At 71.5% G+C, this 17,584-nt stretch carries 17 protein-coding genes; 4 read left to right on the plus strand and 13 right to left on the minus strand.

Going from position 1 to position 17,584, the window contains the following annotated elements; genetic code table 11:
• The first annotated feature begins 3 nt into the window (after nt 1-3).
• A complete protein-coding gene (locus D581_RS0103655) occupies nt 4-432 on the plus strand; it encodes a hypothetical protein (RefSeq protein ID WP_018955873.1) in 429 nt (142 codons plus the stop codon).
• Between the two features lie 167 nt (nt 433-599).
• Nucleotides 600-677: a 50S ribosomal protein bL37 gene (locus tag D581_RS1000000141875; protein WP_373292019.1), complete on the plus strand. Its 78-nt coding sequence runs from the start codon at nt 600-602 to the stop codon at nt 675-677.
• Nucleotides 678-974: 297 nt separating this feature from the next.
• On the opposite strand, the gene D581_RS0103660 is transcribed toward D581_RS1000000141875, so the two are convergent.
• From D581_RS0103660 to D581_RS0103695, 8 genes are all read right to left on the minus strand, one after another.
• A complete protein-coding gene (locus tag D581_RS0103660) occupies nt 975-1,964 on the minus strand; it encodes a zinc-dependent alcohol dehydrogenase family protein (RefSeq protein ID WP_018955874.1) in 990 nt (329 codons plus the stop codon).
• Nucleotides 1,961-2,839 (minus strand): carbohydrate ABC transporter permease, encoded by an 879-nt coding sequence (locus D581_RS0103665; protein ID WP_018955875.1) that lies wholly within the window; start codon nt 2,837-2,839, stop codon nt 1,961-1,963. The genes D581_RS0103660 and D581_RS0103665 overlap by 4 nt, the downstream gene beginning before the upstream one ends.
• Nucleotides 2,836-3,798: a carbohydrate ABC transporter permease gene (locus D581_RS0103670; RefSeq protein ID WP_018955876.1), complete on the minus strand. Its 963-nt coding sequence runs from the start codon at nt 3,796-3,798 to the stop codon at nt 2,836-2,838. The genes D581_RS0103665 and D581_RS0103670 overlap by 4 nt, the downstream gene beginning before the upstream one ends.
• The gene (locus tag D581_RS0103675) at nt 3,795-5,162 is read right to left on the minus strand and encodes an ABC transporter substrate-binding protein (RefSeq protein ID WP_026290160.1); all 1,368 of its coding nucleotides are present in this window, start codon (nt 5,160-5,162) and stop codon (nt 3,795-3,797) included. Before D581_RS0103675 ends, D581_RS0103670 begins: the two co-directional genes overlap by 4 nt.
• Before the next feature lie 202 nt (nt 5,163-5,364).
• Nucleotides 5,365-6,126, minus strand: a complete 762-nt coding sequence (locus D581_RS0103680; RefSeq protein WP_018955878.1) for a DeoR/GlpR family DNA-binding transcription regulator — start codon at nt 6,124-6,126, stop codon at nt 5,365-5,367.
• Between the two features lie 407 nt (nt 6,127-6,533).
• On the minus strand, nt 6,534-7,628 hold the full coding sequence (locus tag D581_RS0103685) for a Rieske 2Fe-2S domain-containing protein (RefSeq protein WP_026290161.1): 1,095 nt from the start codon (nt 7,626-7,628) through the stop codon (nt 6,534-6,536).
• A gap of 126 nt (nt 7,629-7,754) precedes the next feature.
• Nucleotides 7,755-8,654, minus strand: a complete 900-nt coding sequence (locus D581_RS0103690) for a TIGR03620 family F420-dependent LLM class oxidoreductase (protein ID WP_026290162.1) — start codon at nt 8,652-8,654, stop codon at nt 7,755-7,757.
• 109 nt (nt 8,655-8,763) lie between these two features.
• Nucleotides 8,764-9,990 carry an erythromycin esterase family protein gene (locus D581_RS0103695; RefSeq protein WP_018955881.1) on the minus strand — a complete coding sequence of 409 codons (1,227 nt, stop codon included), beginning with the start codon at nt 9,988-9,990 and terminating at the stop codon, nt 8,764-8,766.
• A gap of 58 nt (nt 9,991-10,048) precedes the next feature.
• Here D581_RS0103695 and D581_RS0103700 point away from each other — a divergent pair, with 58 nt between their 5' ends.
• Nucleotides 10,049-10,789 carry a TioE family transcriptional regulator gene (locus D581_RS0103700; RefSeq protein WP_026290163.1) on the plus strand — a complete coding sequence of 247 codons (741 nt, stop codon included), beginning with the start codon at nt 10,049-10,051 and terminating at the stop codon, nt 10,787-10,789.
• 169 nt (nt 10,790-10,958) lie between these two features.
• On the opposite strand, the gene D581_RS0103705 is transcribed toward D581_RS0103700, so the two are convergent.
• From D581_RS0103705 to D581_RS0103715, 3 genes are all read right to left on the minus strand, one after another.
• Nucleotides 10,959-12,617, minus strand: a complete 1,659-nt coding sequence (locus D581_RS0103705; protein ID WP_018955883.1) for an acyl-CoA dehydrogenase family protein — start codon at nt 12,615-12,617, stop codon at nt 10,959-10,961.
• 71 nt (nt 12,618-12,688) lie between these two features.
• Nucleotides 12,689-13,312, minus strand: a complete 624-nt coding sequence (locus D581_RS0103710; protein ID WP_018955884.1) for a TetR/AcrR family transcriptional regulator — start codon at nt 13,310-13,312, stop codon at nt 12,689-12,691.
• 102 nt (nt 13,313-13,414) lie between these two features.
• Entirely contained in the window at nt 13,415-13,996 is a 582-nt protein-coding gene (locus D581_RS0103715; protein ID WP_026290164.1) for a dihydrofolate reductase family protein, read from the minus strand.
• 194 nt (nt 13,997-14,190) lie between these two features.
• Between D581_RS0103715 and D581_RS0103720 the strand changes: the two genes are divergently transcribed.
• On the plus strand, nt 14,191-15,141 hold the full coding sequence (locus D581_RS0103720) for a bile acid:sodium symporter (RefSeq protein ID WP_032752522.1): 951 nt from the start codon (nt 14,191-14,193) through the stop codon (nt 15,139-15,141).
• A gap of 43 nt (nt 15,142-15,184) precedes the next feature.
• On the opposite strand, the gene D581_RS0103725 is transcribed toward D581_RS0103720, so the two are convergent.
• Complete coding sequence (locus D581_RS0103725) at nt 15,185-16,216, minus strand: PD40 domain-containing protein (RefSeq protein ID WP_018955887.1); 1,032 nt, start codon at nt 16,214-16,216, stop codon at nt 15,185-15,187.
• Nucleotides 16,213-17,520, minus strand: a complete 1,308-nt coding sequence (locus tag D581_RS0103730) for an MFS transporter (RefSeq protein WP_018955888.1) — start codon at nt 17,518-17,520, stop codon at nt 16,213-16,215. The genes D581_RS0103725 and D581_RS0103730 overlap by 4 nt, the downstream gene beginning before the upstream one ends.
• Between the last annotated feature and the right edge of the window lie 64 nt (nt 17,521-17,584).

A 17,584-nucleotide genomic window follows, 5' to 3' on the forward strand; every position in this document is an offset into this window, starting at 1 on the left:
CCGATGTCCCTTCCCTCGTACCCGGATTCCCCGTACCCGGGGCAGCCCGCCGCCGACCACGACCCCTACGGCGGCCAGGCGCCCGCCCGGACGAACGGCTTCGCGGTCGCCGCACTCGTGCTCGGCCTCATCGCCTGCCTGTTCTTCTGGACCGTCGTGGCCGGGCTGCTGCTCGGCCTGCTCGCCGTCGTCTTCGGAATCATCGCCGCGCTCCGTACCCGCCAGGGCCGCGCGCCGCGCCGGGTGATGGCGATAGTCGGCGCGGCGTTCGGGGCGCTCGGGCTCATCGGTTCCGCCATCGTCCTCGTGGTGGCCGTCTCCGTGCTCGACTCCCAGGAGTTCAGGAACCTTGAGGACTGCATGAACCGGGCCAACGGCCAGGCGGCCGAGGACCGGTGCGCGGAGGACTTCGTCGACGAGCTGATCAACTAACGGATCCGCACACCTGTCCGTACGCGCCCGGCGGCGCGCCGCCGGTTGCACCCGCACCTGGTGTTTGCCACGGTGTCCATGGGTAGGCGGCCCGGTGATCTCCGGGCCTCACCGCCCGGTGGACCGTCCGCAACGGAGTACAGAGCAGAAGAAAGAAGGAGGGTTCGATGTCATCGAAGCGACGTCGTAAGAAGAAGGCCCGCCGCAAGAACGCCGCGAACCACGGCAGGCGCCCGCAGAGCTGAGGCGACGCCGCGGCCCCACCGGGCGGAGGAGCCAGGTGGGGCCGCGGCGGCTTCCGTGGGCCGGGGGAGGGCCGTGCGGAACTCGGGTCCTGAGGGTGATGCCCGATGTGTGCCGGGTTCACACCCCGACCGGGGCCGTGGGTTCCGTTCCCGCCCTGGCACAGACCGCCGTGCCCCTCGCGGCCGCGTACTCCAGCATCGCCCGGCGTCACCGCCGGCCGGTACCAGATCCACCAGCGCCTCACCGAGCACGAGGACGGAACCGGGATCCGCGGCAGGCGAAGGCACGGAAATCCGTCACGGCTCCACCACGATCTTGCGGCCGATACCCGCCCGGAAGCGCTCGATCGCCTGCGGATACTGCTCCAGCGGCAGCCGGTCACTGATGAACACCGACGCGTCCAGCGCCCCGCTCGCGAAGAGCGCCGCGGCCCGCTCGTAACTGTGCAGGACCGCCATCGAACCGGTGATGGTGATCTCCTGGTTGTAGATCCGGTACGGCTCGATCACCGCGGTGGTGGCGTAGTCGGCGACCCCGAACTGGAGGAACGTGCCGCCTTTGGCGACCCTCCCCAGACCATCCTGAATGGCCGTGGCGTTGCCCGTGGCGTCGATGACGACATCCCAGCCGCCCGGACGGTCCAGCTCATCCGCACGGGCCGCCGCGCCTGTGCACCCCAGAGTCGTCGCGGTGGCCAGCCGCTGGGCGTTGACGTCCAGCATGTCCACCGACGCGGCGCCGGTGCGCTTCGCCAGCTCCAGCATCATCAGCCCCATGGTTCCGGAGCCGTAGATCAGCACCTGCGCCCCGAGATTGCCGTTGAGGACGTCGTAGCCCCGCACCGCGCAGGACAGCGGCTCGATCAGCGCCGCGTCCCGGACGTCGATGTGCTCCGGCAGAGTGACGCAGTTGGCGACGGGTGCCACCGCGAACTCGGCCGCGCCCCCGGGCACGGTGACGCCGATCGCCGCCCAGTTGTCGCAGAGGTTGCCCCGGCCCGAACGGCAGTAGCGGCACTCGTGGCAGTGCAGCGAGGGGTCGACGGCCACCTTGTCGCCGACGGACAGCTCCGTGACGTCCGCACCGAGGCTGACGACCTCCCCGGCGAACTCGTGCCCGGGCACGATCGGCAGGGTCGGGGCGAACTCGCCCTGGAGTATGTGGAGATCGGTGCCGCACAGCCCGCACGACGCCACCTCGACCACCACGTCGCGGGGGCCGGGTGACGGGTCCGGGACGGTGGTCACGGAGACCTTGCCGGGGGCTTCGACGATGGCTGCCCTCATTTGACTGCTCCCAGAGAGAGGCCCTGGACGAGTTTGTCCTGGGCGGCGTAGCCGGCGACGAGCACCGGCAGGGACACGACCACGGACGCCGCGCACAGCTGGGCGAGGAAGAGGCCCTGGCTGGTGACGAAGGTGGTCAGATGGACGGGGGCGGTCCCGGCGACGACGCCGGTCAGCACCCGTGCGAACAACAGCTCGTTCCAGCTGAAGATGAAGCAGATCAGGGCGGTCGCGGCGATGCCGGGACCGGCGACCGGGGCGACGACACGGCGCAGCACCGTCGGCAGCCGGGCCCCGTCGACCTGAGCCGCCTCGATGATGGAGACGGGGACGTCCGCGAGGAAGGACTGCATCATCCACACCGCGATCGGCAGGTTCATCGCGGTGTAGAGGAGGACCAGCAGCCAGATGTTGTCCAGCAGCCCCGTGTTCTTCGCGAACAGATACACCGGCAGCAGCCCGGCGACCACCGGCAGCATCTTGGTGGACAGGAAGAAGAACATCACGTCCGTCCACTTGCGCACCCGCCGGATGGACAGCGCGTACGCGGCCGGAAGCGCGAGCAGCAGCACCAGCACGGTCGAGAAGAACGAGGCCGCGAGCGAGTTGACCAGCGGCGGCCACGGCGTCGGGCCGCCTCCGCCGCCGAAGAAGGTGCGGTAGCCGTCCAGCGTCAGCGCGGCGGCGATCGACGGCGGGTTGGTCGCGGCGTCGGCCTCCGCGTGGAAGGACGTCAGCACCATCCACAGGGCGGGCAGACAGAAGCCGATCCCCACGACCCAGGCGGCCACGCCCAGGGCGGCGGAGCGCCGACGGGCCCTGCGCGTAGCGGCGTTGACGGATGCGGATGCGGATGTCGCGGTCGAGGCGCTCATGCGCGGCTCGCCTCCTCACGGAAGAGGGAGGAGACCGTCCGGAGCGCGAAGGTGGCGATGACGATCGTGCCGATCACCACGACCACGCCCGCCGCCGATGCCAGCCCGTACTCATGGGCCCGGTAGAAGGTCTCGTAGACGGTGTAAGGGAGGTTGGCGGTGCCCAGACCGCCGGAGGTGATCGTGAACACCGCGTCGAAGTTCTGCACGATGTACACCGACCCGAGCAGGACGCCGAGTTCGAGGTAGCGGCGCAGATGCGGCAGGGTCAGATAGCGGAACATCTGCCAGGGTCCGGCCCCGTCCAGCCGGGCGGCCTCCATGATCTCGGCCGGCCTGCTCTGCAGCCCGGCCAGCAGGATCAGCATCATGAACGGTGTCCACTGCCACACGAGCGACGCCTCGATGGCGATCAGCGGCATCTGGGACGTCCACTCGGGCTGCGCGGTCGACTCGATGCCGAACAGCTCGCCGAACCAGGTGAGCGCCCCGTTGAACAGCCCGTACTCGGGGTTGTAGAGCGCGTGCTTCCACAGCAGCGCGGCGGAGACCGGCACCAGCAGGAACGGGGTGATCAGCAGGGTGCGTACGAACCCCCGGCCGAAGAAGGCGCGGTCCAGCAGCAGGGCGAAGAGGAGCCCCAGCACCACGCTGACGATCACGACGGACACGGTGAGGACGACGGTCGTCACGACCGATTCGCGCAACGCCTCGTCGGTGAAGACGGAGGCGTAGTTGGAGAACCCGGTGAAGTGGCGCTTCTCCGGCTTGAGGGAGTTCCAGTCGAAGAGCGAGATCACCAGGGTCGCCACGAAGGGCAGTTGGGTGACGGCGATCAGGAAGACGAGCGCCGGCAGCAGGGGAGCGCGGGTCGCCCAGGCACGCCGCCGGCCACCACCGCCCGGCCTCTTCGCAGGGATGGACGGGGACGTGGTCTCTCTGGTTGCGGTGACGGTCATCGGTACTCCTCCGCGACCTTCTCGGCCAGCTTCTGGGAGGCGGCGAGCGCGGCGTCCACCGACTGGCGGCCCGCGATGGCGGCGCTGATCTCCTGCGCCACCCGGGTGCCCAGGTCGGTGAACTCCGGTACACCGACGAACTGGATGCCCGCCGTCGGGCGGGGCTGCGTGCCCGGATTCCTCGGATCGGCCTCGGAGATGGCCCGCTGGGTGACGTCCGCGAACGCGCCCGCCTCGGCCCGGTAGTCGGGGTTGGCGTAGGTGGAAGCCCGTTTGCCGGCGGGTACGTTGGACCAGCCGCTGGTGGCCCCGACGAGTTCCTCGTACTCCTTGCTGGAAGCCCAGGACACGAACTTCCAGGCGTCGTCCGCCTTCTTGGACGCCTTCTGCAGCCCCCAGGCCCAGGTGTAGAGCCAGCCCGAGCTCTTGGTCTGCTCCACCGGGGCGGGAACATACCCGATCTTCCCCCTCACCGGGGAGCCCTCCGCCTCCAGGGACCCGGCGCCCGCTGTCGCGTCGTACCACATGGCGGTCTTGCCCTGGGTCATGTTGTTCAGGCACTCGGCGTATCCGGACTGCGGAGCGCCGAGCTGTCCGTGCTTCCGCACCAGGTCGACGTAGAACTTCGTCGCCTTCTTGAACTCCGGCGCGTTCAGGCGCGGTTCCCAGTCCTCGGTGAACCAGGTGCCGCCCATCGTGTTGACGACCGTGGTGAGCGGGGCGATGACCTCGCCCCAGCCCGGGAGCCCGCGCAGGCAGATGCCCTTCATCCCGCGCTCCGCCCCGTCCGCCCGCTCGGCGAGCTTCGCCACCTGCTCCCAGGTCGGCTTCTCGGGCATGCTGAGGCCCTGCTCCTCGAAGACGTCCTCGCGGTACATGAGGAAGGACGACTCGCCGTAGAAGGGCTGGGCGTAGAGCTTGCCGTCCTCGGCGGTCAGCGACTCCCGCAGTGGTTGGAGGATGTCCTCCTGGTCGAAGGCGGTGTCGGCCTGCGCGTAGGCGTCGAGGGGGTGCAGCCAGCCGTTCTTCGCGAAGAACGGCAGCTCGAAGTTGCTGATGGTGGCGACGTCGTACTGACCGGCCTGGTTGGAGAAGTCCTGGCTGATCTTGTCGCGTACGTCGTTCTCGGGCAGCACCGTGAAGTGGACCTTGATGCCGGTCTTCTCCGTGAAGTGCTTCGCGGCCAGCCTCTGCAGCTCGACCATCTGCGGGTTGTTCACCATCAGTACGTTCAGCGCGTCGCCGCCCCCGAAGGAGGTCCCGCCCGCTCCGGCGCAGCCGGTGGCGAGCAGGGCCAGTGCGGCGGTCACGGCGCGGGCCCGACCGCGTACGCGTGGTCGGCTGCGGCGTCCTGGATGGGGCATGGGGGCTCCTGATCCGTCGTAGCGGCTCGGTGATCGGGTCGTCGCGGGCATGGCGAAGCGGGCTCCGGCGGTGCGGGGGAGCGGTGATACGGGGTGTGGGTGCGGGAGCCGTGCGGTCGGCGGTGCGTCTGGCGGGCGGGCGGGCGGGCTGGTGGGGGCGGGCCGGTCGGGCAGGGGCGGTCGGCCGGGCTGACGGGGGCGGTCAGACGCGGATGACCTGGGGTCCCAGGAGGGAGTAGCGCTGAGCCTCGGCCGAGGAGAGCCCCGCGTCGGTGACGATCGCTTCGAAGTCGCCGACCCCGGCGAACCGACAGAAGCTCACCGCCCCGAACTTGCTGTGGATCCCGGCGAAGATCCTGCGCCGTGAGCTGCGCAGTGCCTGCGCCTTCACCTCGGCGACGGCGGGGTCCGGGGTGGTGAGGCCGTACTCGCGGGAGATGCCGTTGGCTCCGAGATACGCGAGGTCGATGACGAAGTCCGCGAGCATCCGGGAGGCCCAGTGGTCGACGGTCGCCATCGTCGAGCCGCGTACCCGGCCGCCCAGGAGCAGCACCGAGGTCTTCTCGGCCCCGGCGAGGGAGGTGGCGACGGTCAGGGACGCGGTGACCACGGTCAGGGGCCGGTCCTGGGGGAGTGCCTCGGCGATGAGCTGCGGGGTGAAGCCCTCGTCGACGAAGACCGTCTCGGCGTCGCCGAGCAGATCGGCGGCGGCGGTCGCGATCCTCGACTTCTGCGGAACGTTCCGTGTGGTGCGGACGGCGAGCGTGGTCTCGAAGCCGGCCGACTCCACCGGGTAGGCGCCACCGTGGGTCCGGCGGACGAGTCCGTGCTCCTCCAGTACATGCAGATCGCGGCGGACGGTCTCCTTGGCCACCTTGAACAGGTCCGCGAGGGCGTTCACTCCGACCGACCCCTCTCGCCGGGCCGTGTCCAGAATTCCCCGACGGCGTTCCTCGGTGTCCACGGCGCACTTCCCTGGTCGCTGCTGGGCCCGTTACGGGCGGAGCCCGTCTGTCCGTTCGGGCTCATGTGTCGTTTGTACAAGCAGTACCGGGGCTACTACCAGCCGCTTCACCAGATCCCCTCAGTCCGATCGTGCCCGTTTCCCGCGGGTGACGGCGCTGGTCATGCCCGGGACGGTCGCGGGTCCGGTCACTGGGGCTGCCCGCTCTCCTGCGATCCGCGCCCGAATGGCGCCCGAAGTGCGGAGCCCCGGCGTCCGCGGTGCCCGGGAAGGGCACGCGTAGGCCGGGGCGAGGGGCGAGGCAGCGCTTGGGCAAGGGACGAGGTAACGCTGGGGCAAGGGAGGCAAGGGACCGGCAACGACGGGGTACGGCGCCCGGGCGGGCACAGGTCGGCACTCAGGTCGCGTCAGGAGAGAACGGCACTGTCCTCGCCCTCGCTGCGGCGCGGGCGGGTCACCGCGGACCTGCCCGGCGCCTCCGGATAGAACCGCTTGGCCCAGCGCCGGAACGGGCCGATCGGTCCGTCACCGGAAGCCAGCCGGGGTGGCTGCTGATACTGCTTGTGGTGCCAGATCGGGAAGTCGGCGGCGGTGAACTCGCAACTGGCCCGGAAGACGGGGCGGTCCAGGAGCCGCGCCGCGGTACGGCTGACGATTCGGGCGAGCCCGGGCGGCAGTCGGCCCGGCTCGTCGAAGGCGATGCGGTTCAGCTGGCGGAACTGCATGCGGTTGGGCCCGATGGCCGTCGGCATCACCATCGTGCACATCCGCAGCCCGAAGCGGGGCGTGTGGACGTCAGCGTGCAGACAGCCGAGTCCATAGCCGTCCACCTTCACGTCGACGGTGAAGTCGCCCATGAGCGGCGCCGACTCATAGGCCCGCATGGCGACATGGAACGTCGCGTCGTCGTACGCCACAGGGCCGTCGATCTCGGCCTTCGCCCAGCCGTGCAGGGTGGCGAAGTGTCCGAGGTCGACCGAGTTCTCGATGACCTCCTGGACGTTGCCTGCCAGCTCCCAGGCGGCGGTACGCGCGGGCCTGCGCCCGATCTCGTGCCACTGCGGGACGGACCAGTCCGGATCCCGGCCGTCGTGGTGCCGCCAGACGAAGACGCCCCCGTTCACCTCCTGGACGGGCAGCTGCGTCAGCGGTGACCGCGGCGGCGGCGTGCCGTACCCCGTGCGCACACAGGTGCCGTCGGGTCCGAACGAGAAGAAGTGGAAGGGACACGTGAGATCCTCCCCCTCGACCTTCGCCAGACCGAGATGGGCCCCCAGGTGCGGGCAGTACGGACGGACGGCGCGGAGTGCCCCCGTGCCGGTGCGGTACAGGACGACGTCGCGCCCCGCGAGTGGCCGGGTGAGCACGGTGCCCGGCCGCAGCTCGTGCGAGAAGGCCAGGGCGGACCAGCCGCTCGGATAGGGCAAGGCGGGCGCTCCCGCCGTATCGGCCGGTGTCGGACCCTCACTGATGGTGCGCCCGTACTCACGTGCCACTCCCACGACTTCCCCTCCACGGTCGGTTCGCACGGAGGCTGCCCAGAGCCGCCCCGAAATCCTCCCGACACGCCGCACCGCACCCGAACGGGGCAATGGGTGCGACGTGTTGACGGTCCGGGTCCGCGCCCGTCAGAGCTCGTCGCCGAAAGCCTCGGCCAGCTCACGCCATGCGGCACGCGGCAGGCCGCCGCCGCCCTCCTCGGCGGTGAGCACCTGCAACGCGACGTGGTCGGCGCCGGCGTCGAAGTACTCCCGGGTCCGGCGCCTCACCTGCCCGGCGTCGCCCAGCGCGAAGAGGGCGTCGAGCAGACGGACGCTGCCGCCGCCGTCGAAGTCGCCTTCCGTGAATCCCAGACGCAGCAGGTTGTCGGTGTAGTTGGGCAGCCGCAGATACATCCCCAGCATCGTCCGCGCGGTGGTGCGCGCCCGGTCGAGATCGGTGTCCAGCACCACCGTCAGCTCCGGGGCGAGCAGCGCGTCGGGGCCGAGCGCCTCACGGGCCTCCGCGGTGTGCTCGGTGGTGACGAGATAGGGGTGCGCCCCCAGCGACCGGCCGGCCGCGAGCTTCAGCATCTTCGGACCGAGGGCCGCCAGGACCCGATGACCGGAGCCCACCGACGGTTCGGCGGCGTCGAGCGCGTCGAGGTAGGAGACCATCGCGCTGTACGGCTTCGCGTACTGCGGCACCATCGGACCGTGGCTGACGCCCAGACCGAGGACGAAGCGACGGCGCGCCGCCGGATCGATCGCCGCGATCGCGGCCGCCACCTCCTCGGCCGTGTGGTTCCAGATGGACAGGATGCCGGTGGCCACCGTGATGGACCGGGTGGCGGCCACGACGGCCGCCGCGTCCTCGGGCGTCGGGCTGCCCCCGATCCAGACGGTGCCGTACCCCAGTGCTTCGAGCTCGGCGAGCGCCTCCGCGATCGCCTTCCCGCCCGCGTCGTCCACCCGTGAAGCGTGCAGGGCGCCGCTCCAGATCCCCACGCGTCGAAACGCCCTGCCCGTTCCGGAAATCTCAGAAGTCATGGTGTGGTCAACTATGGCCGGGCCCACGTATTCCTGACCTGACGGCGATTCACTCGTCCGGACGCGCGGAGTGGGCGGAGGAGCTCTCCGGCGCGTGTCACGAGCGTCTTCACTCCCCCTGAACGTTCCCCTGAACGTCCCCCTGAACGTCCTTCATGAACACGACTCCGTCGATACGGGTCAGGTGCGCCGGGTCGAGCGGGGCGTACCCGAAGTACGGGGAGGTGCGCCGGACGAGGTCCGTGGCACCGAGGACGGCGGCCAGTTCGGAGGCGTCCACCAGGCAGGACTCCTCCGGGAGCGCGTACAGGGTTCCTTCGAGGGTGCCCGGCGGCGGAACGTCGACCCCCTGGTGCCTCATCGTGCCGAAGGCGGTGGCCAGGAAGCCGTACTCCTCGCCCAGGCGGGCGTCGACGACGGCGCCCGCGCTCCACCACTCCAGCCGCCGGCCGCCCATCCGCATCGAGCTCATGTCCCGCTGGAGATGGCTGTTGTGGGCGTGCGCCAGAACCGGCCCCCGCTCGGCGAGCGCGAGGAGATTGCCGGCCATCATCTGGTCCCGCAGGCCCGTCAGCCGTGACAGCCGGCTCGGTGACGTGTCCGCCATCCAGAAGTGGTACCGCAGCAGCCCCGAGGCGGCCCGTGCGTACAGCAGCGCCCGGTCGAACGCGTCCCGCGAGGCCACCGCGATCAGGTGCGGCGTCCAGGCGTCGAGCAGCACGCCCAGGTCATCGGCGAGCAGACGCAGTCGCCCGGCCTCGGCCGACCGCCCGAAGGACGCGGACGGGTCCAGCATCGCCGCCGGGTCGGTCCACCGGTCGTCCGGGCCGAGGAGGCGGTCGAGCGTTGCGGCGGTGCAGGGCAGCAGGCCCGGGTCCACATGGGCGGCGAGAACGCGGTGGAGCGAGGTGAGGGCCTCGCGAGGGCTCGCCGCGTACGCCATCTCCAGCGGCCCGTCGAAGCCGGCGAAGCGGACCCGGTCGGGCGCGGGCCGGCCGTCGTTGAACGCGCGCATCCAGCTCACCAGTTGACGATTGGCCGCCGACTCGCCGAGTCCGTGGCCGAACCCCCGCCCCATCGCCTCGTCGAGCGTGCCCGCGCCCGTCGTCACGTAGTCGTCCACCAGCAGCCCCGCCACACAGTCGCTCTCGATGGTGATGGTGCGGTAGCCCTCCCGTTCGACGAGCTGCCGGAAGAGCGCGTTGCGCAGAAGGAGAGGGGCGTCGACCCCGTGGGTGGGCTCGCCCAGAGTCAGCACCCGGGGCGGGGAGGCGAACAGCCTTATGACGGAAGCCGCGTCGACGGCGTGGGCGATGTCCTGGATGTCGTTGGCCATGGCTTCAACCGTATCGTTGAACCCTCGGTTGAGACTTCTACACGATATCTTGGGATGCATGAGGCAGAACCCTCAAACAGTAGGACGACTCCGGCCCGTCGATCTGGCCCGTCGGCACGGATTGTCGACGCAGGCCGTCAGGAACTACGAGGCGGCGGGAATCCTCCCGGCCGCCGGGCGCACCCCCCACGGCTACCGCACCTACGCGCCGCTGCACGCGTACGCCCTCGCGGCGTTCCTCGCGCTGGTTCCCGGGCATGGGCACGGGACCGCCGCGTCGATCATGCGGGCGGTGAACCGCGACGATCAGGAGGAGGCGTTCCGCATCGTCGACGAGAGCCACGCCCAGCTCCTGGAGGACCGGCGCACACTGCGAGCGGTCGAGCGGGCCCTCGGTGATCTGGGGCCCGGCGTCACCCCCGCACCCGACGGCGCGGCGAGCGCCGACGGGGTGTTCGTCGGACCGCTGGCCAGGAAGCTGGGAATCAGACCCGCCACGCTGCGGAAGTGGGAGCGCGCCGGACTCGTGACCCCGCGCCGCGACCCGCGGACCGGCTACCGGGTGTACACCGAGGCCGACGTACGGGACGCCGGACTGGCCCACCAGCTCAGGCGGGGCGGCTACCGTCTTGAGCAGATCGCACCGTTGATCGCGCAGGTCCGGGCGGCCGGCGGTCTGGAGCCGCTGGCGGCCGCCCTGCGCGACTGGCACGCCCGGCTGGCCGCGCGGGGGAGGGCGATGCTGGCCGGGGCCGCCGAGCTGGACGCCTACCTCCGCCACGCACACGACGTCCCCTGACGGAACGACAGCGGGCCGCCGGCACGGGCCCGTACGCCGGGCGGGGGCAAGGCGCCCGCCGACCCGCCCGGTCGCATCAGGCGGGCGGCCGCCTCTCCCCGGTCGCATCAGGCGGGCGGCCGCCTCTCCCCGGTCCCGTCAGGCGGGCAGCCGCCTCTCCCGGGCCCCGTCAGGCGGGCAGCCGCCCCAGCAGTGCCGCGAAGTCCGTGCCCGCGGGAAGCGTGCCGAAGGCGAGGCCCTGGTCCCCCGCGAGGCGGGACGCGCAGAACGCGTCGGCCACCGCCGCCGGTGCGTGGCGCACCAGCAGCGATCCCTGGAGCACGAGGGCGGCCCGTTCGACGACCCGGCGGGCCCGGAGCTGCGCGTCCTGAGTGCGCGCCAGCTCGGCCCGCAGCTCCCGCCAGGCCGTGTCGAGGCGCGCGTCCGCCCCGGCCGCCGCCTCGATCTCGGCGTGGAAGGCCTCCAGCGACGCGGGCTCCCGCGTCAACGCCCGCAGCATGTCGAGGGCGTTGACATTGCCGGAGCCCTCCCAGATACCGTTGAGCGGGGCCTCGCGGTACAGCCGAGGCATGCCGGACGCCTCGTCGTACCCGTTGCCACCGAGGCACTCCAGCGCCTCGGCCACCGCCACGGGCTGCCGCTTGCACACCCAGTACTTGCCGATGGCCGTGGCCAGGCGCAGGAAGGCGCGCTCCCCGTCGTCGCCCCGGTGGGCGCGGTCGGCGGCTCCCGCCAGGCGCAGGGCCAGGGTCGTGGCGGCCTCGGACTCCAGGGACAGGTCCGCCAGAACATTGCGCATCAGGGGCTGGTCGAACAGCCGGGCGCCGAACACCGAGCGGTGGCGCGCGTGGTGGGCCGCCTGCGCGAGCGCGGCACGGATGCCGGCGGCGGAACCGAGCACGCAGTCGAGCCGGGTCATCGTCACCATGTCGATGATGGTGCGCACGCCCTTGCCCTCGTCACCGACGAGCCAGGCCACAGTGTCGTCGAACTCGGGCTCGCTGGAAGCGTTGGAACGGTTGCCGAGCTTGTCCTTGAGCCGCTGGATGCGGAAGGTGTTCCGGCTCCCGTCCGACAGCACGCGCGGCACCAGGAAGCACGACAGACCGCCGGGCGACTGGGCGAGCACCAGGAAGAGATCGTTCATCGGCGCGCTGGTGAACCACTTGTGCCCGCGCAGCCGCCAGGTGCCGTCGGCCTGCTCGGCGGCGGCCGTGGTGTTGGCGCGCACATCGGTGCCGCCCTGCTTCTCCGTCATCCCCATGCCGGCGAGCAGGCCGCGTTTGCCTGCGGGGGCGCTCAGCCCGGGCTCGTACACACGGCTGGTCAGGAGCGGTTCGTACGTCTTGGCGAGGCCGGGGGAGCGGCGCAGCGCCGGGACGACGGCGTACGTCATCGAGACCGGGCACAGGTGGCCCTGCTCCAGCATCGTGGCCAGCATGAAGCCGCCGGCGCGGGCGACATGGGCCCCGGGGCGCTGGTCGGCCCAGGCGGCGCCCGCCAGCCCCGCCCGCACCGAGGCGTCCATCAGGCAGTGGTAGGCGGGGTGGAACTCGACCTCGTCGATGCGGTGGCCGAAGCGGTCGTGGGTACGCAGCTCCGGCTCGTGGCGGTTGGCCTGGTCGGCCCAGTGCTGCGCCTCCTCGCTGCCGACGTACCGGCCGAAGCGGTGCAGCTCGTCCAGGTGCCATGCGGCGCCCTCGCGGCGTACCCCTTCGAGCAGCACCGCGTCCTCGGCGGCGTCGTGACCGGTGAGCGGAGGCGGCTGGTTCGTCACCTCGTGGGTCACCGCGGTCGGGTTGCTGCGCGGTGCGGTGGGCGTGGGCATCGGTTCTCCTCCGGGAGACGGGACGGCGGGTTACGGCACACGGGGTACGGGACGAGGGGGTGCGGCCCGGGTCAGGGAGGCGGGGAACGGTCAGGGGCCGCACCGGCGCAGCGCAGGGCCACGGCGGCGAGGCGGGTGACGAGCCGGTCCGTGTCGTACGCGGCCGAGGTGCTCAGCGGGTACACGAGCACCTCGCCGATGGCGCCGGTCAGCGCCGCGGCGGTGACCTCCGCGTCCTGGTCCGGCAGCAGCCCCGCGGCGACCCCCTCGCCGATCACCGCGGCGAACAGCGACCGGTAGCGGCGCCGGAAGTCGAGACGCTCCGCGCCGACCGCGGGTTCGGCCGGCGCCGCGAGCAGCGCGTACGCCAGACCGTGGTTCTCCAGGGCACGGCGGGCGAACACCTCCACCCCCCGGCGCAACCGCTCGGCGGGGTCGCCGTCGCTCGTCAGCACCTCACCCAGCACGTCCACCTCGCGCTGTGCGGCGCGCCGGAAGACCTCCACGGCCAGCGCGGACTTGGACGAGAAGTGCTGGTAGACCGAGCCGGCGGCGATCCCGGCAGCGTCGGCGACAGCGGTCACGGACGCCTGCGCCCATCCGACCTCCGCCACGACCTCGGTGGCGCGGGCGACGAGACGCTCCCGGGCGGCTTCGAGCCGGCGGAGCTCGGCCGGTGTCTTGCGGTAGGCCATGAATGAAGTGAACCAGCATTCAGAGTTTCCCGCCAGGCTCGGCCGGTGAGGCGGTGCGCGACCGCGCACGGCCCGGTGCGGGTCTGCGCGGGTCAGTGCGGGTCAGTGCGGGGTGGGCCGGTAGGTGAGCTCCTGGGTACGGCCGTCGAGCGTCCGGCTCCCGATCAGTTCGAGGTCGAAGTCGGCCGCACCCCGCAGGACCGGTTCCGTACCGGTCCGACCGGTGATGACAGGGAAGAGCGTCACCTGAACGCGGTCGACCAGGCCTGCGGCCATCAGCGCCCGGTTCATCGACAGGCTGCCGTGCGAGCGCAACGGCACATCGGACTCATCCTTGAGACGGGCGACGACGTCGACGGCGTCGCCGTTCGCGACGGTCGCGTCCGGCCAGTCGAGGGGCTCGTCGAGGGTGGTCGACACCACCGTCGCCGGCAGGCTCCTCATCCGCGTGACCCATGCGTCACCGACGCCGGACTCCTTCGTGCCCGGGCCCAGCAGCCGCACGAACTCCCGATAGGTGCGGGCCCCGAAGACCATCCGCTGCTCCTCGCCGTACAGCGACAGCCGGTGTTCGAGCAGTTCGGGCCCTTGCTTGCCCCAGTAGCCGCCCCAGTCGCCGTCGCCGTTGTAGGAGCCGAAACCGTCGAGGCTGGAAAACACGTCGAAGGTGTAGGTAGCGGTCATGATGCTCTCCTGGTGAGTCCGGTCGATGGACATAGGTACAGACTGCGTCCGGTGGGAGAACTCATCGGGTGGAAGGCCACCGGGCCACCGCCCCTCTGCCCCATTCCCTCGTCCCCCTGTCCTCGTCCCCCGTCTTTCTCCCCTCTGTGCAAGGAGTACGTACGTTGTCGTCGCCGTCCGGCCCGGTCGCCGCCATGGAACGCCACCAGGTCGCCGTCTATGTGGGAGCCCTGGCCGCCGGGGGCCTGGTGGGCCGGGCCGCGCCCGGTGCCGGGCCGGGCCTGGAGCACGCGATCAACCCGGTGCTGGCCGCCCTGCTGTACGTGACGTTCCTGCAAGTGCCCGCCGCCGAGCTGGTCCGCTCGGTGCGGGCGGGCCGCTTCCTGGCCGCGACGCTGGTGGTGAACTTCGTCGTGGTGCCGCTGGTGGTCGCCGCGATGTTCACTTTCCTTCCGGACGACCGGGCGGTCCGCCTCGGCGTGCTGCTGGTCCTCCTGGCACCGTGCGTCGACTACGTGATCGTCTTCAGCGGGCTCGCCGGCGGCAGCGGCGAACGTCTGCTCGCCGCCACCCCGTTGCTGCTGCTGGCCCAGATGGTGCTGCTGCCGGTCTATCTGTTCCTGTTCATGGGCCCGGACCTGGCGGAAGTGGTGGAGGCCGGACCGTTCATCGAGGCGTTCGCCGTGCTGATCGTCGTTCCGCTCACGCTGGCCTGGCTCACCCAGGCGTGGGCCGCACGCCGCCCGGCCGGGCAGCGGACCGTGGACGCGATGGGCGCGACCATGGTGCCGCTGATGGCCGCCGTCCTGCTCACCGTGGTCGCCTCCCAGGTACCGAAGCTCGGCGACGCCGACAGCCTCGGGGACGTGGGCCGTGTCGTGCCGTTCTACGTGCTCTTCCTCGTCGTGATGGCGTTCGCCGGGCTCGGTGTCGCCCGCCTGTTCCGCCTGGAAGCCCCGGACGGGCGGGCGATCGTGTTCACGGGCGCGACCCGTAACTCGCTGGTCGTCCTGCCCCTCGCCCTGGCGCTGCCGGACACGCTCGCCGTCGCCGCCGTGGTCGTGGTCACCCAGACCCTGGTCGAGGTGATCGGCATGGTCGTCTACGTGAGAGCCGTGCCCCGGCTCCTGCCGCTGCGGAGCTGATCCGCACCGGCGCGCGACGCCCCCGGTCCGGGGCCGCCACCGATCAGCCGCCCGCCACGACCATGGAAGGTGACGAGGCGTCGCGCAGGAGGAGGCTCGGCCCGGTGGCCGAGGCGCCGACGGGGACGGTCCAGATGTCCGAGGAGCCCTTGGCCCGGCCCGGAAGGGCGTACGCGAGGGTCGATCCGTCCAGCCACGCCGCCTGGTCGTCGACGCTGCGGGTCTCGGCGACGGGAGTCTCACGCATCGTCCCCAGGTCCAGTACATGCAGTCGCCACGGGTTCCGGGCACCCTCGCGGACCCGCTTCTTGAAGGCGATCCGGGTCCCGTCGGGCGAGAGGGACGGGCATTCGACGTTGCGGCGGAGTGTGCGGGCCTTCCACGTCTTGATGTCGCCCTCGACCAGGTACGTCTTCCCCTTGGTGGCCACCGTCGCGTAGAAGCGGTTGTCGTCGTCCGCGAAGGTGATGCCCCAGTAGTTCACGTCCGGCGCGTGGTAGCGCCGACCCTCCAGGTAGAGCTGGAGGGTCTCCACGTTCTTGACCAGATAGCCGGTCCGGGTGTCGAGGATGCCGGTCCGCGTCGAGAAGGAGGACGAGGCGTACGAGTCGCCGCTGACGAACAGCGTCCACGCGACCATCCGGCCCGAAGGAGAGACCCGCGCCCGATTGGGGATGCCGCCGACCACGACGGACTCACGGATGTCCAGCTCGCGGTCGAGGACGCTCACCTTCGTCTTCTGCGAGATGCCGGGGTGGCTCGCGATACAGACGGCCGTCCGCCCGCTCGCGTGGAAGCGGTCGCACGACAGCCCGGTGTTCCTGCCGCGCGCCCCGTCGGCCGCTCCCGCACCGGAGGAGCTGTACGGCGCCGAGAACACGTTGCCCTTCCGCGCCGCGTGGTAGAGGCCGGGCGCGTTGTCGAGTGTGAGGTTTGGAGCGGCGACGGGCTCCGGCGACCGGCCGTCGCCGTCCGCTGCCGCGACCGTGTAACCGACGGCGACGGTCGCCAGTACGGCCGTGGCCGCCGTGAGAGCGATGATCCGGGCGCGCAGGGAGAGAGGAGGCAGGGTCATGAGGGCTCCGGGGCGGTGACGGGTACGGGGGCGGCGGGCGTGGGTGCGGCCGGAAGGAGGACGCAGGCGAGGACGAGTACGGCGCCGAGCGCCGCGGCGGCCAGGACGAGGGCGTTGTCCATGCCCCACAGCGTCCAGACGGCTCCGAACCCGACGGACGCGAACAGGCGGCCCAGACTCTGGCCGGTCTGCAGCAGCGCCATCCCGCCCGCGCGCCGGTCCGCCGGCACGACCGGGCCGCCGAGCGCCATGAGGACCCCGTCGGTCGCCGCGTAGAACGTGCCGTGCAGGACGAGCACCAGGATCGTGAGCGGCCAACCGGGCACCGGGGAGAACAGCGCGACGTACACCCCGAGCAGGGCGACATGCCCCAGCAGGTACGGGATACGGCGGCCGATCCGGTCGGCGGCCCGGCCGAGGGGAACGGCGAGCACGAGGTAGACCGCGGCGCTGCCGAGCGGCAGCAGCGGGAAGTACTCCACGTCGAGGGCGAGCCGCTTCTGCAGGACCAGGTAGAGGAACCCGTCGCCCACGCCGGCGAGACCCAGCAGCGTGGCCGCGACGAGGATCCGGCGGAAGGCGGGGACGTGGAAGAGCCGCAGGGTCTCCCGCAAGGTGGCCGCGGCCCTGCCCGGCGGGCGTGCCGGCCGGGCCTCGCGGCCGGGGACGAACGCGAAGAGGATCAGTACACCCAGCAGGCCGAAGCAGAAGCTGACGACGAAGACCGCGTCGTAGGCGTCGACGGTCGCCCACAGGACGGCGAAGGCGACGAGCGGTCCGAGCATGGCGCCCGTGGTGTCCATGGCCCGGTGCACACCGAAGGCGCGGCCGAGGTCCCGTTCGTCGCAGCTCAGTGAGATCAGGGCATCGCGCGGTGCTGTCCGCACGCCTTTGCCGACCCGGTCGGCCGCGAGGGCGGCGGAGAGGGCGGGGGTGGAGCTGCCCGCGAGGAGCAGGCCGAGTTTGCAGACGGTGGACAGCGCGTAGCCGCTTCCGGCGACGAGCTTGTGCCGCTGCCAGCGGTCGGCGGCGTGGCCGCCGGCGAGCCTGACGAAGGCGGTGACACCGTTGTAGAGGCCGTCGAGGAAGCCGAACTGGAGGGGGCTGAGTCCCAGACCCAGGACGAGGTAGAGGGGCAGTACGGCGGTGACCATCTCGGACGAGATGTCGGTGACGAGGCTGACCGCGCCGAGCGCGACGACGGTGCCGGTGAGGCGCCTTCGGCCGGCGGGCCGTACGGCTGAGGGGGTCCGGTCGGGGGCGGTTGGGTCCGGTGGACGGTTCCTGCCGACGGCAAGGTACATACAGACGCTCCTGGTAAGCGGTGCCCGGAGCTCCGGCGCACAACCGGTGCTCCGGGCGGGTTCG

The sequence above is a fragment of the Streptomyces sp. CNB091 genome (genome assembly GCF_000377965.1).

Bases quoted from the DNA above. Each gene is read 5' to 3' on its own strand.
- D581_RS0103705 (WP_018955883.1), bottom strand. From the start codon at position 12,617: ATGCCCACGCCCACCGCACCGCGCAGCAACCCGACCGCGGTGACCCAC.
- D581_RS0103725 (WP_018955887.1), bottom strand. From the start codon at position 16,216: ATGACCCTGCCTCCTCTCTCCCTGCGCGCCCGGATCATCGCTCTCACG.
- D581_RS0103690 (WP_026290162.1), bottom strand. From the start codon at position 8,654: ATGACTTCTGAGATTTCCGGAACGGGCAGGGCGTTTCGACGCGTGGGG.
- D581_RS0103700 (WP_026290163.1), top strand. From the start codon at position 10,049: ATGAGGCAGAACCCTCAAACAGTAGGACGACTCCGGCCCGTCGATCTG.
- D581_RS0103695 (WP_018955881.1), bottom strand. From the start codon at position 9,990: ATGGCCAACGACATCCAGGACATCGCCCACGCCGTCGACGCGGCTTCC.
- D581_RS1000000141875 (WP_373292019.1), top strand. From the start codon at position 600: ATGTCATCGAAGCGACGTCGTAAGAAGAAGGCCCGCCGCAAGAACGCC.
- D581_RS0103715 (WP_026290164.1), bottom strand. From the start codon at position 13,996: ATGACCGCTACCTACACCTTCGACGTGTTTTCCAGCCTCGACGGTTTC.
- D581_RS0103675 (WP_026290160.1), bottom strand. From the start codon at position 5,162: ATGCCCCATCCAGGACGCCGCAGCCGACCACGCGTACGCGGTCGGGCC.
- D581_RS0103670 (WP_018955876.1), bottom strand. From the start codon at position 3,798: ATGACCGTCACCGCAACCAGAGAGACCACGTCCCCGTCCATCCCTGCG.
- D581_RS0103655 (WP_018955873.1), top strand. From the start codon at position 4: ATGTCCCTTCCCTCGTACCCGGATTCCCCGTACCCGGGGCAGCCCGCC.
- D581_RS0103710 (WP_018955884.1), bottom strand. From the start codon at position 13,312: ATGGCCTACCGCAAGACACCGGCCGAGCTCCGCCGGCTCGAAGCCGCC.
- D581_RS0103720 (WP_032752522.1), top strand. From the start codon at position 14,191: ATGGAACGCCACCAGGTCGCCGTCTATGTGGGAGCCCTGGCCGCCGGG.
- D581_RS0103665 (WP_018955875.1), bottom strand. From the start codon at position 2,839: ATGAGCGCCTCGACCGCGACATCCGCATCCGCATCCGTCAACGCCGCT.
- D581_RS0103660 (WP_018955874.1), bottom strand. From the start codon at position 1,964: ATGAGGGCAGCCATCGTCGAAGCCCCCGGCAAGGTCTCCGTGACCACC.
- D581_RS0103730 (WP_018955888.1), bottom strand. From the start codon at position 17,520: ATGTACCTTGCCGTCGGCAGGAACCGTCCACCGGACCCAACCGCCCCC.